Annotated in this window: 12 protein-coding genes and 1 other annotated feature; all 12 genes read right to left on the bottom strand. The window is 27.8% G+C overall.

All coding sequences use genetic code 11. The features are described from left to right. Positions 1 to 401: 401 nt before the first annotated feature. Positions 402 to 1,778 carry a UDP-N-acetylmuramoyl-L-alanine--D-glutamate ligase gene (murD, locus tag ACYUEW_RS13490; protein WP_460276917.1) on the bottom strand — a complete coding sequence of 459 codons (1,377 nt, stop codon included), beginning with the start codon at positions 1,776 to 1,778 and terminating at the stop codon, positions 402 to 404. An 837-nt stretch (positions 1,779 to 2,615) separates the two neighbouring features. Continuing rightward, on the bottom strand, positions 2,616 to 4,007 hold the full coding sequence (locus ACYUEW_RS13485) for a glycine--tRNA ligase (RefSeq protein WP_085333917.1): 1,392 nt from the start codon (positions 4,005 to 4,007) through the stop codon (positions 2,616 to 2,618). A gap of 60 nt (positions 4,008 to 4,067) precedes the next feature. Next, positions 4,068 to 4,227: a binding site (T-box leader), on the bottom strand. A gap of 100 nt (positions 4,228 to 4,327) precedes the next feature. Further along, entirely contained in the window at positions 4,328 to 5,821 is a 1,494-nt protein-coding gene (gene lysS / locus ACYUEW_RS13480) for a lysine--tRNA ligase (RefSeq protein WP_205604054.1), read from the bottom strand. Positions 5,822 to 5,860: 39 nt separating this feature from the next. Beyond that, the gene (gene greA, locus ACYUEW_RS13475) at positions 5,861 to 6,343 is read right to left on the bottom strand and encodes a transcription elongation factor GreA (protein WP_003488254.1); all 483 of its coding nucleotides are present in this window, start codon (positions 6,341 to 6,343) and stop codon (positions 5,861 to 5,863) included. A gap of 130 nt (positions 6,344 to 6,473) precedes the next feature. After that, positions 6,474 to 7,301 (bottom strand): hypothetical protein, encoded by an 828-nt coding sequence (locus ACYUEW_RS13470; RefSeq protein WP_003488252.1) that lies wholly within the window; start codon positions 7,299 to 7,301, stop codon positions 6,474 to 6,476. A gap of 49 nt (positions 7,302 to 7,350) precedes the next feature. Then, on the bottom strand, positions 7,351 to 8,322 hold the full coding sequence (gene dusB, locus ACYUEW_RS13465; protein ID WP_003488250.1) for a tRNA dihydrouridine synthase DusB: 972 nt from the start codon (positions 8,320 to 8,322) through the stop codon (positions 7,351 to 7,353). Between the two features lie 9 nt (positions 8,323 to 8,331). Beyond that, positions 8,332 to 9,108: a type III pantothenate kinase gene (locus tag ACYUEW_RS13460; RefSeq protein WP_265203334.1), complete on the bottom strand. Its 777-nt coding sequence runs from the start codon at positions 9,106 to 9,108 to the stop codon at positions 8,332 to 8,334. A gap of 154 nt (positions 9,109 to 9,262) precedes the next feature. Beyond that, the gene (locus ACYUEW_RS13455) at positions 9,263 to 10,936 is read right to left on the bottom strand and encodes a formate--tetrahydrofolate ligase (protein ID WP_003488245.1); all 1,674 of its coding nucleotides are present in this window, start codon (positions 10,934 to 10,936) and stop codon (positions 9,263 to 9,265) included. A 203-nt stretch (positions 10,937 to 11,139) separates the two neighbouring features. Further along, positions 11,140 to 12,945 (bottom strand): ATP-dependent zinc metalloprotease FtsH, encoded by a 1,806-nt coding sequence (gene ftsH, locus ACYUEW_RS13450; protein WP_003488243.1) that lies wholly within the window; start codon positions 12,943 to 12,945, stop codon positions 11,140 to 11,142. A gap of 81 nt (positions 12,946 to 13,026) precedes the next feature. Continuing rightward, positions 13,027 to 13,572: a hypoxanthine phosphoribosyltransferase gene (hpt, locus tag ACYUEW_RS13445; RefSeq protein ID WP_003488241.1), complete on the bottom strand. Its 546-nt coding sequence runs from the start codon at positions 13,570 to 13,572 to the stop codon at positions 13,027 to 13,029. Next, positions 13,556 to 14,953, bottom strand: coding sequence for a tRNA lysidine(34) synthetase TilS (tilS, locus tag ACYUEW_RS13440; RefSeq protein ID WP_460276916.1), 1,398 nt, complete (start codon positions 14,951 to 14,953; stop codon positions 13,556 to 13,558). The genes hpt and tilS overlap by 17 nt, the downstream gene beginning before the upstream one ends. Before the next feature lie 148 nt (positions 14,954 to 15,101). Then, a complete protein-coding gene (gene spoIIE / locus ACYUEW_RS13435; RefSeq protein WP_003488237.1) occupies positions 15,102 to 17,489 on the bottom strand; it encodes a stage II sporulation protein E in 2,388 nt (795 codons plus the stop codon). Positions 17,490 to 17,541: the final 52 nt, after the last annotated feature.

Raw genomic sequence — 17,541 nt, 5'->3', positions numbered from 1 at the left:
TACTGGCTGTTACAAGAATGTTTCTTGTTAATTCTCTGTTTAATTTTCAAAGACCACATCGCCTCAGCGACTTTTATATCTTATCAAATTTGTTGTTCTTTGTCAAGAACTTTTTTCAAATTTGTTTTTGAAAGTTTTTGTTACTTTCGTGTCCTTCAAACCGTTGTCTTAAGGACGAGATTTATTCTATCACATTTCTTACTGTCTTCTTCTTGTAAAAATGTAATTTTCATAAATTAAATTTGTTATTCTACATTTTTTTATAATTTTTAGCTTTTTTCGTGTATTGATACACCAGGACAGGTTAATACCTAATATTTGTTTTATTGCTTATCAAACCATAAACAAAGATCCTATTAACCTTAAAATTTAAAAGTTAATAGGATTTTCATTACATATATTTATAGACTATTTACCATATTTTTAAATTCATTTCCTCTTATTTCAAAGTTGGGATACATATCAAAGCTAGCACAAGCTGGTGATAAAGTTATTATATCTCCTTTTTCTGATATATCATCAGCTACTTTTACAGCTTCCTCCATACTATTTACCATAACTATTTCTATCTTACACTTTTTATCTAAAATTACTTTTTCAAAAGCTGATTTTATTTTGCTTTTAGTATCTCCCATTAATATCAAAGTTTTAATTTTATCATATCCTTCCTCTGCTAGAGGTTCAAAAGGTATTTTTTTATCATATCCACCAGCTATTAATATTACAGGCTTTTCAAAAGCATTCAACCCTGCTAAAGTTCTACTAGGACTTGATGCTATTGAATCATTATAATATTTAACACCATTAACTTCTCTTATAAATTCACATCTATGTTCTACACCTGAAAAATTTGTAGCTACATATTTCATACTATCTATTGATACATACTTATTTACCATACAAAAGGCAGCTAGTAAGTTAGCTATATTGTGCCTACCTTTAAGTTTTATATCTTTAGAATCACAAACTTCTTTTCCTAGTATAGTAAGCTTATTATTTGATAAACAAGCTCCATCATATACTTTTTCTACAAGACTAAACTTTAAAATATTTCCTAAAGCTTCTTTCTCCATTCTATTAGTTAATTCATCATCTTTGTTCAATACTAGTAAATCATTATTTTCTTGATATTTAAATATATTTTTTTTAGCCTCTACATACTCCTCAAAATCTTTATGCACATCTAAATGATTAGGACTTAAATTAGTTATTAAAGAAATCTCTGGTGATACATCCATTGTCATAAGCTGAAAACTTGATAGTTCTAATACAACCATATGATCTTCCTTCATTTCTTCAATATTGGCAAATAAAGGTGTCCCTATATTTCCTCCTACCCAAGTTTTATAGCCTTCTTTTTTTAACATTTCATAAACTAATGTTGTAGTGGTTGTTTTACCATCACTTCCTGTTACACCAAAAATCTTAGCTGGACAATATTTTATAAATTCTTCCATCTCTGATGTGATATAAGCTCCAGCTTCTTTTGCCTTAACAAATTCTGATCTATCTATTCTCATAGATGGAGTTTTAAAAATAACATCATATCCATCTAATTTATCTAAATAATTTTCACCTAATACTAAATCTACACCCATCTCTTCTAATTCAGCACTTATACTGCCTAATTTTTCTCTATATTTTTTGTCAAAAGCAGTTACTTTTGCTCCTAACTTAACTAAAATTTTTATTAAAGGTCTATTGCTTACCCCTATACCTACCACTGCTACTTTTTTATATTTAATAAAATCCTTAAACTCAGAAAAATTGCTTTTCATTTATAAACCTCCAAACAAAGTATTAATCCACCTAATATTATATCACTTTAATTTATTTATAAAACATTTTAAATACTTTTATATTGTAATTATTATAAATAAAAAACATATTATTTTATAGAAAGAATTTTATTAGGAGTTATTATGTCATTGCTAATATCTATTTTAACAATACCATTAATATATATTTCAATATCAGAAATAAAAGACAAAGAAAAATTTTATAAATTCAAACTTATACTTTTATGGTTTTTATGTCACATTTATATAACTATAAATAAATTTTTTATCCTTCCTATTGGAATTTTTATCTCTTTTTATATAGTAATGAGGACAAAAAAAAATTTAAAGTCTAAATTTATATCTTTTCTTATAGGTATATTTAGTTTTTTATTAAGTATGTTATGCTATCAAATAAAATCATAGAGATTATTTTTAATATTCGACAGTAAATTTTTCCATATAAATTTTTTAATATTTTTTATCATATTATGTTGAAAAACATCGTTATACCTGTTATAATATTCTACGTGCCGTAAGAATCTAATATAATTCCCCAAGTTTTATTTAAACATATAACATATCCCCATGATTAAACCCTATTTCATTCTATCAGGTGATTCGGATTCACCTGATTTTTTTGCTTGTATATGAAAACGTTTATATATTATTTATTAAAAGTATAAAAAAATTTATATATATTTTTAATGAATAATTATAATTAAATTAAAGCTATGAATTATATAATATTATTCTATAATTCATAGCTTTTTAATTTAAATAGAAAATTTATATATTATTAAATTTTATAAAATTATATTATTACTAAGATTTATTTTAAAATTGTAATTTATCTTCTATAAATTTTTCTAGTTCATTTATATTAACTCTTATTTGATCCATAGTATCCCTGTCTCTTATGGTAACTGTATTATCTTCTAATGTATCAAAATCTACTGTTATGCAGTAAGGAGTTCCTATTTCATCTTCTCTTCTATATCTTTTTCCTATACTACCTGCTTCATCGTAATCTATATTAAACTTTTTACTTAACATACTATAAACTTCTTGTGATTTATCAGAAAGTTTTTTACTAAGTGGTAATACCGCAGCCTTAAATGGAGCTAAAGCTGGATGTAAATGCAATACATTTCTTACATCTCCACCTTCTAGTTCTTCTTCATCATAGGCGTCTACTAAAAATGCTAAAACAACCCTATCTGCTCCTAAAGATGGTTCTATGCAATATGGCACATATCTTTCTTTAGTTGTTGGATCTAAATAGTTTAGATCTTCTCCTGAATGTTCCATATGTTTTTTCAAGTCAAAATCTGTTCTGTCTGCAACGCCCCATAGCTCGCCCCAACCAAATGGGAATAAAAATTCTATATCTGATGTAGCATTACTATAGTGAGATAGTTCTTCTTGACTATGATCTCTAAATCTTATACTTTCTTTATTTATACCTAAATTTATTAAGAAATTCCAACAATAATCTTTCCAATAATTAAACCATTCTAAATCTGTTCCTGGTTTACAGAAAAACTCCAACTCCATTTGTTCAAATTCTCTAGTTCTAAAAGTAAAATTTCCTGGAGTTATTTCATTTCTAAAAGATTTTCCTATTTGTGCAATACCAAATGGCACTTTTTTTCTAGAGGTTCTTTGAACATTTTTAAAATTGACAAATATACCTTGAGCTGTTTCTGGTCTTAAATATATTTCTGACTTAGCATCTTCTGTAACTCCTTGGAATGTTTTAAACATTAAATTAAATTTTCTTATATCCGTAAAGTTTTTAGCTTTACATTTTGGACATTCTATACCATTATCATCTATATATTGTTTTAATTTTTCATTTGACCAACCATCTGCACTAGCTTTTTCAACACCTTGTTCTGTCATATGCTCTTCTACTAATTTATCAGCTCTAAATCTTGCTTTACATTCTTTACAGTCCATTAAAGGATCAGAAAATCCGCCTACATGTCCAGATGCTACCCAAACTTGGCTATTCATTAAAATAGCCGCATCTATTCCAACATTATATGGACTTTCTTGAACAAATTTTTTCCACCAAGCTTTCTTCACATTATTTTTTAACTCTACTCCTAGCGGACCATAATCCCATGAATTTGCTAATCCCCCATATATATCAGATCCTGGGAATACAAATCCCCTGTTTTTACTTAAAGCAACCACTTTATCCATAGTTTTTTTTAAAGCCATAAAAAGTACCTCCCTAATATTTTTTTTATAAAATTTTTAATATAAAAAAGGCTATAGCAACAAAGGGACGACTTAATCGCGGTTCCACCCTTTTTGGCTATAGCCCTACTTTCTAATTAAATACTCAAAAGCTCCCTTCATAATAAACATTGACTGTTTTCACCTACCACAGACTCTCTTCATAATATTTATTATTACTCTTCTTTATCATCGTATATTATTTACTTTTAATTTATTTTTATTATTATTTATAATGATTTACTATTTATCTATAAAATATTCATTTTTAAATGTAATCAATGTATTTATAAATTTTAAATTTATTGATTATTAGGTTGTGGTTTCATAGTTGGGAACAATATAACATCTCTTATAGAATGTGTATCTGTTAAGAACATTATTAATCTATCAATACCTATTCCTAATCCTCCTGTTGGTGGCATACCCACTTCTAATGAAGTTATAAAATCATCATCCATCATATAAGCTTCATCATCACCTAATTCTCTTTCCTTTAATTGTTGCATGAATCTTTCTTTTTGAACTATAGAATCATTTAATTCAGAATATGCGTTACATACTTCTCTTCCAAATACAAATCCTTCAAATCTTTCAGTAAATGCTTCATTTCCTCTTTTCTTCTTTGTAAGAGGTGAGTTTTCTACTGGATAATCACAAATAAAAGTAGGTTGCATTAACTTATCTTCGCAGAATTCTTCAAATAATCCTATAAGTACATCACCTTTTGTACAATCCTTTAATTCTTTTTTAAACTCTACATGTTTTTCTTTTGCAATTGTTCTTGCCTCGATGTCATCTTTTATACTGTTAAAATCTACTCCTGCATATTCCTTTACAGCATCTACCATAGTTAATCTTCTCCATGGTGGTGTAAAATCTATTTCTGTTCCTTCATATTGAACTTTAGTTGTACCTAGAACTTTTTCACATATATACGCTACCATATTTTCTGTTATTTCCATCATATCATTATAATCTGCATAAGCTTCATATAATTCTATAGCTGTAAATTCTGGATTATGTCTTATATCTATTCCTTCATTTCTAAAGTTTTTACCAATTTCATATACTTTTTCAAAACCACCTACTATTAATCTTTTTAAATATAATTCAGTAGCTATTCTAAGATACATATCAATATCTAGAGCATTATGATGAGTAATAAATGGTTTAGCTGCCGCTCCTCCTGCTATTGGTGATAATATTGGTGTTTCTACTTCTAAAAATCCTCTATTATCCAAGAATTCTCTCATTGCTTTAATTATAGCTGTTCTTTTTATAAAAGTATCTCTAACATCTTGGTTTATTATTAAATCTACATATCTTTGTCTATATCTTAAATCTGGATCTTTTAATCCGTGCCATTTTTCTGGTAGTGGTCTTAAAGATTTACAAACTAACTGAAAATCTGTTATGTGTATTGATGTTTCTCCTGTTTTTGTTTTAAAAACTGTTCCTGTTACACTTATTATATCACCTATATCAAAAGTCTTATATTCTTTAAGTTTTTCTTCTCCTACATCATTTATCTTTATGTATAATTGAATTTTTCCATATCTATCATGTATATCTGAAAATCCAGCTTTTCCATGAACCCTTTTTGACATAAGTCTTCCTGCTACTGTAACTGTTTTTCCTTCTAGATCTTCATAGTTTTCCTTTACTTCTTTTGAAGTATGAGTTCTTTCAACCTTATAAACATCGAATGGATCTTTGCCATTAGCTTGAAGTTCCTTTAACTTTTGAAATCTTTCCTTCATTAATTCATTTGCCTGTTCTTCAAAACTGTTCATCACATTATCTTCCTTTGACACTATAAATTCCCTCCAATACTATGCTCTATTAACTTCTAATATTTCATATTTACTAACACCATCTGGAACTGTTACTTCTATTATATCTCCAACTTTTTTACCTATTAATCCATTCCCTACTGGTGATTCATTAGATATTTTATTATTCATAGGGTCAGCTTCAGCAGAGCCTACGATTATATATTCAACCTCTTCATCAAATTCATAATCTTTAACCTTTACTATAGAACCTACACTTACTACATCTTTAGGAACTTCATTTTCATCAACTATACTAGCATTTTTTAGCATGTTTTCTAATTGTATTATTCTTCCTTCTGCAAAAGCTTGTTCATTTTTAGCTTCATCATATTCTGAATTTTCGCTTAAATCGCCAAATGAAAGGGCTACCTTTATTTTTTCTGTTATTTCTTTTCTTTTTACCGTTTTTAGATATTCTAATTCTTCTTCTAATTTCTTTACCCCTTCATAAGTCATAACATATTTTTTTGCTTCGCTCATGCTATTCTCCCCTTTATTTTGTTACTATTTATATATTATGATACATTCTTAACATTATAACATAAAAGAAACATTTAAGTAATTATAAAACAGGTACTTTATCCTGTCAACATTTCAGTATTCCTTACTTTTATCTAGTTATTTTTACTATATCTTCATTAAACATTATTTTATCTAATACAATACCATTATATCTTATTGCTTCTTCCACATTCTTTTTATCCATTTGACAAAGTATTGCACCTAATAACTCTGGATTAAAATTTAAATTAGTTTTCCATGGAACTTTATAGGTTATATTATTTATATTACAATTGCCTTTATTTTTATAAATTTTACTATTATTAATATACCATACTGGTATTTCTTTTATAATTTCTAAATCTTTACTTGTTATTATAAAATCTGCTTTACTGAAAGAAGTTTTTATATCTTTAGTTATAATAGGCGTTATTCCATAATTAGCTATTATATAATCATTTAGTTTTGCTAATTTATTTAAATCCTCAGAAACTAATATTATATACTTTGCTTCTTTAGAAATATAATTTATAATATTAAAAACATATTCTTCTTTTGCATCAAATACTACTATGCAACTATTTCTTATGGATTTGCCTTTTAACCTTAATATAGTTTTTATACTTTCACATACGGATAAAGCAAATAATTCCTTTTGAAAACTATTTAACAAATAATAATCTAAGAATCTAAAGGTATTTGGTGCTAATACAAAATCTTTATGTCTTGAATATTTTATACTTCGTTTTATATTTTTATGATAAGCTTTTTCATTAAAATTTGGAGATATTTTCACTTTGGATATTACTAAGTTTAGTTCCTCTATGAAATAATTTCCTCTAAAGTGTGTTAAGAACTCATCTTTTATTTTAAATATAAAATTATTTTTATTATAGTCTTTTATTATATTAGAGTTTATATCTATTATAGGTATCATTATTTCACCATAAAAATTGATTACAATATATTTTTATGTAAATATTTATTTAAAATTCCCTTAATGTTCCCCTATATTTAATTAATTCTTCTAACACTTTATGAGAATCTTTTTCCATATTTACTTTATCCTTTATATCAGTACAATTTTTAAGACCTTTTACATATACTGCTACGTGTTTTCTCATCTCTCTTACTGCCTTATGTTCTTCAAAATATTCTAATGCTCTTTTATAATGATTGATACATATGTCTATTCTTTCTTGTGAAGTAGGATAATATACATGTTCTCCCTTAATTTTTTCATTTATTTGTTTAAATATCCACGGATTACCTTGAGCACCCCTGCCTACCATTACACCATCACAGTTGGTTTTATTTATCATTTCTATAGCATCTTCTGCCGAAAATACATCTCCATTACCTATTACAGGTATGCTTACAGCATTCTTTACTTTTGATATTATTGTCCAATCTGCCTTTCCTTCATACATTTGCTCTCTTGTTCTACCATGAATAGTTATAGCATCAGCTCCAGATTGTTCCATTATTTTGGCAAACTCTACTGCATTAATATTATTTTTATCAAAACCTTTTCTAAATTTAACTGTAATAGGTTTTTTAGCTACTTTTTTCATAGCTTTTATTATTTGCGATGCTAATTTAGGGTCTTTCATAAGGGCTGAACCATCACCATTTTTAACTATTTTAGGGGCTGGACATCCCATATTTACATCCAATATGCATACATCATTATTGTCATTGAAAATTTCTACTGCATTTGCCATTATATCTGGCTCGTGGCCAAATAATTGTAAGGCTACCGGTTTTTCTTTATTTGATATTACGCATAATTCCGTTGTATTATTACTTCCATAATATAATGCTTTAGCACTTACCATTTCAGTGTAAACCAAACCACATCCTAATTCTTTACATATTTCTCTAAAAGCTATATCTGTAAAGCCTGCCATAGGTGCTAAAAATACATTATTATGAAATATAAGATTTCCTATATTCATATAATCACCTTATTTATTTTTTTCATATATTACTCTTAATCCTTCTAATGTTAAAATAGCATTTATTTCATCAATACTTTTTGCTTCTTCACTAATCAGTTTAGCAAATCCTCCTGTAGCAACTACAAAAGGTTCCTCTTCCCCTAAAGCCATCATTTCCTTTTTCATTTTTGACACTATATAATCTACTTGCCCAGCATAACCATAAATTATTCCAGCTTGTATACTAGCTACAGTATTTTTACATATAACCCCAGGAGTTTTTACAAGTTCTACCCTTGGTAATTTAGCTGCTTTATCAAATAAAGCATCTGAAGAAATTTTTATTCCTGGACATATAGTTCCTCCTAAATAATTAGCTTCTTTTGTTACAGAACAAAATGTAGTAGCTGTTCCAAAATCAATAATTATTAATGGTTTTTCATAAATTTCATGCGCTGCTACTGCATTAACAATTCTATCTGCTCCAACTTCCTTTGGATTATCATATTTTATGTTTATACCTGTTTTTACTCCAGGACCTACTATTATAGGTTTTATCTTAAAATATTTTGATATCATATGTTCTAAAGAATACATTATATTAGGAACTACAGAGGATATAATTACCCCTTCTATATCAGAAAAACTTAAATTATTATGTGAAAATAATTCTATTACTTGTATTCCATATTCATCTGCTGTTCTTTTATTATCTGTAGCCAATCTCCAGTTTGCTATTAATTCTTTATTTTTATATATACCTAAAACTATATTAGTATTTCCTACATCTAAAACTAAAATCATATAAAGCACCACCTTAATAAGCAAAATAGGGTCTTAAATACAATGAAAGAGCAGCCTTGCCGCTGCCCTTTATGCTTGATTTAATGTCAATTTAATAATTTTATTTTATCAGTTCCAATTATTTTGTCAAGTTAATACTTCTGTTATATTAATGTTAGAATAGTCCAACTATATTGCCATCTGATAATACATCCATATTGTTAGCTGCAGGTTTCTTAGGTAAACCTGGCATAGTCATAACATTTCCTGTTAACACAACTATAAATCCAGCCCCATTGGATATTCTAACTTCTTTAACATTAATTCTAAATCCACAAGGTCTCCCTAATAGTTTAGCATCATCTGATAAAGAATACTGAGTTTTTGCCATACATACAGGCTTTTTATCTAAATCTAATTTTTCTATTTCTGTTATTTGCTTTTCTGCCTCTTTAGAATAATCTACCCCTTCTGCTCCATATATTTCCTGGGCAATTGTTTCTATTTTTTCTTTTATATTAAGAGTTTCCTCATATATAGGATTAAATTTACTCTCTTTCTTTTCTATAGTATCTAAAACTTTATCAGCTAATTCTAAGCCACCATTTCCGCCTTTTTCCCATACCTCTGCTATGGATACTTCTGCACCTAGTTCTTTACAATATTTTTTTATGAACTCTATTTCCTCTTCTGTATCTGATATAAATTTATTTATAGCAACTACTGCTGGTACGCCAAACTTATTAACATTCTCTATATGTTTTCCTAGATTTTCTATTCCCATAGATAATGCTTCTATATTTTGTTCCTTTAGATTTTCCTTAGGAATTCCACCATTATATTTTAAAGCTCTTACTGTAGCTACTATAACTACACAATTTGGTTTTAAATTAGCTTTTCTACACTTAATATCAAAAAACTTTTCTGCTCCCAAATCCGCTCCAAAGCCTGCTTCTGTTATTACATAATCTCCTAATTTCAAGGCCATTTTTGTTCCTAATATGCTATTACATCCATGAGCTATATTAGCGAAAGGTCCACCATGTATAATAGCAGGAGTGTTTTCTAAAGTTTGAACTAAATTAGGTTTTATAGCATCTTTCATTAATAATGCCATAGCTCCTTGAACCTCTAAATCCTTACAGTATATAGGATTACCCTCCGTACTATAAGCTACTAATATTTCTCCCATTTTATTTTTAAGATCCATAAGATTTTCTGCTAAACATAATATAGCCATAATCTCTGAAGCTACGGTTATCATAAATCCATCTTCTCTTGGAAATCCATTTATTTTTCCACCTAAGGCTACAATTACATTTCTTAAAGCTCTATCGTTCATATCCATAACTCTTTTAAAAAGAATTCTTCTTTGGTCAATCTTCAAAATATTCCCTTGATGAATATGATTATCTATAGCAGCTGCTAGTAAATTATTGGCTGAAGTAATAGCATGCATATCCCCTGTAAAATGAAGGTTTATATCTTCCATAGGTACAACCTGAGAGTATCCACCTCCAGCTGCACCTCCTTTTATACCAAATACAGGTCCTAAAGAAGGTTCTCTTAATGCTATAACTGCTTTTTTATTTTTCTTCCATAAAGCTTGCCCTAATCCCACTGTAACTGTAGATTTTCCTTCTCCTGCTGGAGTAGGATTTATAGCTGTAACTAAGATTAGTTTACCATCTTTTTTATCTTTATTACGCTTTAAAACATCTAAAGAAATTTTACATTTATATTTTCCATATAAATCTATATCTTCTTCTGTTAACCCTATCTTTTCAGCTATATTTTTTATATTTTCCATTTTAGATTCTTGTGCTATTTCTATATCGGATTTAACCATTTATATATTCCCCCTTACTTATAATGTGTACCCTATTAATTATTCCTGTGTAATTGAATAATTATTTATTCACTGTTTAATAATTTTTTTAACTTTACTATATCACCCATTTCATAGAAATTATTTTTATTATTAATTATATCATCTTATATTTATTTTGATATATAAAAAAGAGCAGATGATAAAACATCTACCCTTTTATTCTAACTATTTTTGAATATTTCTTCAAATTCATTTGCCTCTAATTTTTCTTTTTTAAGCAATTCTTGGGCTACAGCATGTAATTTAGATATATTTTCATTTAAAAGTCTTTCTGCTTCATTATATCCAGTATCTATTAATTTTTTTATTTCTTGATCTATCTTATAGGCTACATCTTCGCTGAAGTTTCTTCCCTTTCCAAGATCTCTTCCTAAGAAAACTTCATCATGCCCTGATCCAAAAGCTATTGGGCCTAATGTATTACTCATACCATAATCCATGACCATTTTTCTAGCTATTGTTGTAGCTCTATCTATATCATTTTTAGCTCCTGTACTTATGTCTCCTATAATTAACTTTTCTGCTACTCTTCCGCCTAATAAACCTACAATTTCATCTTCTAATTTAGATTTGGACATATATGAGCTATCCTTTTCTGGTAAATGCATAGTATATCCACCTGCCATACCTCTTGGAACTATACTTATTTGATGAACTGGGTCTGCATGGGGAAGAAGTTTCATAACAACAGCATGACCGGCTTCATGGTAAGCAGTTAATTTTCTATCTTCTTCATCTATTACTCTGCTCTTCTTTTCTGGTCCAGCTATTACTCTTGTAACTGCTTCTTCTAGATCTTCCATATCTATTAATTCTTTTCTCTTTCTTACTGCTAAAAGTGCAGATTCATTCATTAAATTTTCTAAGTCTGCCCCTGTAAATCCTGGTGTCCTTTTGGCCAGTATTTCTAACTTTATTTCTTCTGCTAAATGTTTATTTTTTGAGTGAACCTTTAATATAGCCTCTCTACCTTTTACATCTGGTGCTCCAACAACTATTTGTCTATCAAATCTTCCTGGTCTTAATAAGGCTGGATCTAATATATCTGGTCTATTTGTTGCTGCAATCATTATTATACCTTCATTAGCACCAAAACCATCCATTTCAACTAATAATTGATTCAAAGTTTGTTCTCTTTCATCATGACCACCGCCTAAACCAGCGCCTCTTTGTCTTCCTACAGCATCAATTTCATCTATAAAAACTATGCAAGGTGAATTCTTCTTAGCTTGCTCAAATAAGTCTCTAACTCTAGATGCTCCAACACCTACAAACATTTCAACAAAGTCTGAACCTGATATACTAAAAAAAGGTACTCCTGCTTCTCCTGCAATAGCCTTAGCTAAAAGAGTTTTACCTGTTCCTGGAGGTCCTACTAATAATACTCCTTTAGGTATTCTAGCTCCCATATCTATATATCTTTTAGGAGACTTAAGAAAATCTACTATTTCTGCTAACTCTTCCTTTTCCTCATCAGCTCCTGCAACATCATCAAAAGTTACTTTTTTCTTATCTGGTGTGGCCATTTTGGCTTTACTCTTTCCAAAGTTCATAACATTTCTATTTCCGCCACCACCCTGTGCTTGTTGCATAAACATAAACCAAAATCCTAAAAGCATTAAAACTATTAGTATCATAGGTAAATATTGTACCCATATAGGTACTGATGCTGGTTTAACATAAACTTCTTTCACTTCTCCATTTTTAGGATGCTCATTTATAAATTGAAACAATCTTTCTGAAGGAACTACTGTTTCATATTGTGTGCCATTTTTTAATGTTCCAACTACTGTCATTTTATCATCTTTAACTTGAAAACTTTTAATGTCGTTTTGTATCCAACTTTTTTGGAATTCACTAAAATTAATAGCTGTAGAGTTAGTTCCAGTTCTAACAAGCATTAAAGATGAGAATATAACTAATATAAGAACAACAATCCAGGCCGTTGCACTTGAAAATTTTTTCATATTTGGCCACCCTCACTTTCTAGTTTTATACTGTAAAATTGTATCATAACAAAAATTTGTTTACAATAAATTGAATATTAATTATTTATAAACTTCCTCTTTTAATATTCCAATATAAGGTAGATTTCTATATTTTTCTGCAAAATCTAATCCATATCCTACAAGAAAATAATCAGGAACATTAAAACCTAAATAATGAACATCAATTTCTGCTTTTCTTCTTTCTTCCTTATTAAGCAAACAAGCTATGTTTATACTAGCAGGTTTTCTAGCACGTAAATTTTCTAATAAATATTTTAATGTTATACCAGAGTCTATTATATCTTCTACTATAAGAATATCTTTACCTTCTATTTCAAAATCTAAATCCTTTAATATTCTAACTACTCCTGAGGATGTAGTGGAGTTTCCATAGCTAGACACTGCCATAAAATCCATAGTACAAGGTATAGTTATTCTTTTTAGTAAATCTGCCATAAAAGGTACAGACCCCTTTAATATACCTATTAGCATTAAATCTTTACCATCATAATCCTTACTAATTTGCTCTCCTAATTCATTTATTTTGTTTTGTATTTTTTCTTCAGATATAAGTATTTTTTCTATATCCCTACTTATTAGATCCATTTGGTTCCCCTCTTTCAACAGTTATTTCTAATACATTTTTTGTATTCTTATCTACTTTAAAATTATTACTTGTTCTGTAGGCTATAATCCAAGCTATTTCATCCCCAAAACATAGAAGTTCTAGCCTATCTCTTTCTTCCCTTGGAATTTTTAGGTCTATAAAGAAATCTTTTAATTTCTTGCTACCTTTCATTCCTAATGGAGTAAATTTATCTCCATGTTTTCTATTTCTTAAATAAATTTTTTCATTACTTATTTTATCATAATCAAAATATTGTACATATTTATTATCATTTATATTGTGATTATGATCTTTTATAGAATATATTTTTAAATTAATATTTAAATCTTCTATTTTATTACGTCCTATTTTAAGTTCACAATGAATATCATTTATATCATTGCATTCTTTATATAAATGTATATCTCCATAAATGTTTTCGGCTCTTATATTGTTAGGTAAGTTTATAAATTTACCCGTTGTATTTAAACTTAATTCTAAGATATCATATATATTCTTCATTTCAAGATTATATAAGTTTTTATTTATATAAAGTATAGCCTCTCTTAATATTCGAGTTGAAATACTTTCATGCTCTAAAAAAGCTCTCTTATCTATTATTACCCTTTGTGTTTTTTTAGTACAGTATATTTGAAATTTATCTTTCGATACTTCCTCTAAATAGCTATTGTCTTTAGAAACTATATTAGAAAATCTACATAAAGTATTTACTATATCTTCATTAAAATTATCTTTTATATAAGGTATTAATTCTAATCTAATTTTATTTCTTGTATATATACTTTGTAAATTAGTTTTATCTATCCTAGGATTTAGTTTATATTTTTCACAATAATATTCTATGTTTTCTCTTAATACACTTATTAAAGGCCTTATATATACACCATCTCTTATCGGATTTATACCTATTAATCCCTGTAATCCTGTTCCCCTCATTATTCTCATAAGCACAGTTTCTGCTTGGTCATTTGCATTATGAGCTGTTGCTATTTTTTGAGCTCCCAGCTCTTTTCTTAAATAATTAAAAAAATCATACCTTGCTTCTCTTCCTGCGCTTTCACTAGATATTCCCTTTTCTTTAGCCATTTTGTTCATATCTATTGTTTTAGAAAAAAAGCCTAAATTATTCATATAACAAAAATTCTCTACATATTTTTCATCAGCATCTGATTCTGCTCCCCTAACACCATGATTTATATGAGCCACATATATATCCTTTATTCTTAGTTCATCTTTTAATAAACATAACATATGTAAAAGACACATAGAATCTGGTCCACCAGATACACCTACTATTATTTTGTCATTGTCTTCAATCATATTATATTTCTTTATAGTATTTATAACCACATCTTTCATAAAAACACACCTTATACCTTTATATTAAAACATTATACCATAAAAATACTCTAATCATTATACTTTTAGCGGGGTTTTATATAAAAAAAAGAGAATATTTAAACAAATTAAGTATTTACTACCTAACTTTATATTCTCTTTCTATATTTTAATATAAACTATACACTTTTTGTACTATTGCGGTCATATCATCCTTTACCTTACCTTTACTTAATTTTTTAGCATTTTCTATTAACTCTTCACTTATTTCTTTAGGATTATTTAATGTGGTGTTTTTTAAAAATTCTACTACCCATTCTACCTTACCTGCAGAGCTACTTTCATAATCTAGAACCCCATCACTTACCATTACTATTATATCTCCATTTTTTAAATCCCTTGTTTCAATATCAATATCTACTTTGTCCAAAACCCCTATTGGCAATGTTTTAGACTTAATAGTATATACATCTGTTCCTCGTTTTATAAAACTAGCTACTGCCCCTACTTTCATAAAATCTACTTTTCCTTCATATAAATCTATATTTGATAAATCTACTGTTGAAAACTTTTCATCCTGAGAAAATTTTATGCTCATTATAGAATTTATTGTATTTATAGCTATAAGTTTACTAAATCCTGATTGAGCAAACCTTTCAATAAGTTCAACTACTGCACTGCTTTCTTGAACTGCTTGAGGTCCGGATCCCATGCCATCACTTATTATAGTCATATAACTACCACTTTTTAATTTTCCAAAAGAATAACTATCCCCATTACATTGTTCCCCATCTTTTGCTGTCTTATTAACATAAGAAGCTACATGATATTTAGGTGTTTCCTCAAAAATTATATTACAGTCATTATTTTTTAAATCTAAGTTACAGCTTTCATTAGCCACGCACATTAATTTACCTGTAACCTTATTTATTAGGGGCAATATTTCTTTTACACATTTCTGCTTTCCTGTACAAGCATCTATTTTTAAATTTATTATAAGTCTCCCATTTTCATTATTATAACAAAATATATCTTTATATTTTATATTATTCTTATTCAACATTCTTCTAATATCTTTTTCTGTTAAATTACTAAATCTAATACTTTGTCCAAATTCTTTTGTAATCTCCTCAACAGAATAAGCCATTGTATTTATTTGATTCGCTAACACTTCCCTACATTCACTAAGTCTTTTTTTCCACATTTCGTTTATTATATAATTATTTACTATATCTTCTGTATTATTAATAAGTTGAGTTCTCTTTACACATTTTCTTTCTATTTCATAAGGAAGTTCTTTCCTATTCTCTTGATAATTTTGTATTAACTCCCCTAGGGCATTATAAGTATAATATCCTTCTCTCTTCCAGCATATATGATTCATGTTACAGTTGCTACAAACTCTATCTGCTAAATTTTCTATTAATGCACCACTTTTATTTTTCATAGCTAATTTTTCATTATCTACTAATTTTTCCAACACATTTCCCATATTATATAATACATCGGAAAAATTGCCCAATTTATCCGTAAGAATACCTTTGATCTTGTCCATATAGTTTTCTTGCAAATTTTCTTGTTTCTTTTGATAATCTAATTCATACTCCATTTTCATATATAATTTATTAGGTATTATATAAAATAGAGTTAAAGATATTAACACTTCTATTATCTTAAAATCATAGTTAATATTAGAATAAAATTTTAATATTAAAAAACTAACCAAATAAGATATGCCAGTCATCAACTTACCTGTTTCTTTGAAAACTCCAGATATAAGCCCACATAATCCATATATAGAAATATAAATCATCATGTTGTTAGAACTTAATCCTACTATAGCCCCCATAGCCACACCAATAGCTGAAGCACTAGTACTTCCCTTTACATATCCTATAATTAATATCATAGTAATAGATATTAAATTCATTAAATTTATTCCTGCTATATTAGCTCCCCAAGTTCCTGAAACCACAAGAGATAATGTAATAGCCATACTTACTATTTCTTCATTGGAATATAAATGACTAGTATTTATATTCTTAAAACATAAAATTGAATAATTAATAATATAGTATATTGGGAAAATACAACCTATTTCAAAAGTAGCTCCCAACATAGCCATAGTTGTTGAAATTTTAGTAACAAAAATTTTATATGCGAATATCTCTAAGTATATGATCATATATATAATTATGGTATTTTTTTTATCCTCTACATTTTTAAATATATAAGATGAAAGTGTTATGGTTGCTACTTCTAATATATTTAAAGATATATACCCTATATTATTTTTTAAAGATATATATCCTATAACAGAACCAACAGCTGATATAAATAAATATTTGTTATATTCTTTTTGTCTAGATATAGATAATAAAAAAGCTATCCCAAAAGGAGCCATGTTATTAATAAAAATTACTCTACTTACTAAAAAAGAGCTCATAAAGAAAATTATCATATTTACAATAGACTTGAAATTAATAGATTTTTTATACTTTTGCTTTTCTATTTTTTTTAATCTTTGGTATGGTAAAAGTTCTGCGCCATATTGCATAATAATTAATCACCCCCATTAAGTTACTTCTCAATTATATCAAGGGCGTCTG

This window comes from Clostridium sp. CTA-1, from assembly GCF_054768215.1.
The sequence above is the reverse complement of the archived record's forward strand: the minus strand, read 5'-3'. Positions and strand labels throughout refer to the sequence as shown.

Coding starts and splice junctions, on each gene's coding strand:
- greA (WP_003488254.1), bottom strand. CDS start 6,343: ATGAGCGAAGCAAAAAAATATGTTATGACTTATGAAGGGGTAAAGAAA.
- murD (WP_460276917.1), bottom strand. CDS start 1,778: ATGAAAAGCAATTTTTCTGAGTTTAAGGATTTTATTAAATATAAAAAA.
- ACYUEW_RS13485 (WP_085333917.1), bottom strand. CDS start 4,007: ATGGCTTTAAAAAAAACTATGGATAAAGTGGTTGCTTTAAGTAAAAAC.
- spoIIE (WP_003488237.1), bottom strand. CDS start 17,489: ATGCAATATGGCGCAGAACTTTTACCATACCAAAGATTAAAAAAAATA.
- dusB (WP_003488250.1), bottom strand. CDS start 8,322: ATGAATATAGGAAATCTTATATTTCATAATAATGTATTTTTAGCACCT.
- ACYUEW_RS13455 (WP_003488245.1), bottom strand. CDS start 10,936: ATGGTTAAATCCGATATAGAAATAGCACAAGAATCTAAAATGGAAAAT.
- ftsH (WP_003488243.1), bottom strand. CDS start 12,945: ATGAAAAAATTTTCAAGTGCAACGGCCTGGATTGTTGTTCTTATATTA.
- tilS (WP_460276916.1), bottom strand. CDS start 14,953: ATGAAAGATGTGGTTATAAATACTATAAAGAAATATAATATGATTGAA.
- lysS (WP_205604054.1), bottom strand. CDS start 5,821: ATGAACAGTTTTGAAGAACAGGCAAATGAATTAATGAAGGAAAGATTT.
- hpt (WP_003488241.1), bottom strand. CDS start 13,572: ATGGATCTAATAAGTAGGGATATAGAAAAAATACTTATATCTGAAGAA.
- ACYUEW_RS13460 (WP_265203334.1), bottom strand. CDS start 9,108: ATGATTTTAGTTTTAGATGTAGGAAATACTAATATAGTTTTAGGTATA.
- ACYUEW_RS13470 (WP_003488252.1), bottom strand. CDS start 7,301: ATGATACCTATAATAGATATAAACTCTAATATAATAAAAGACTATAAT.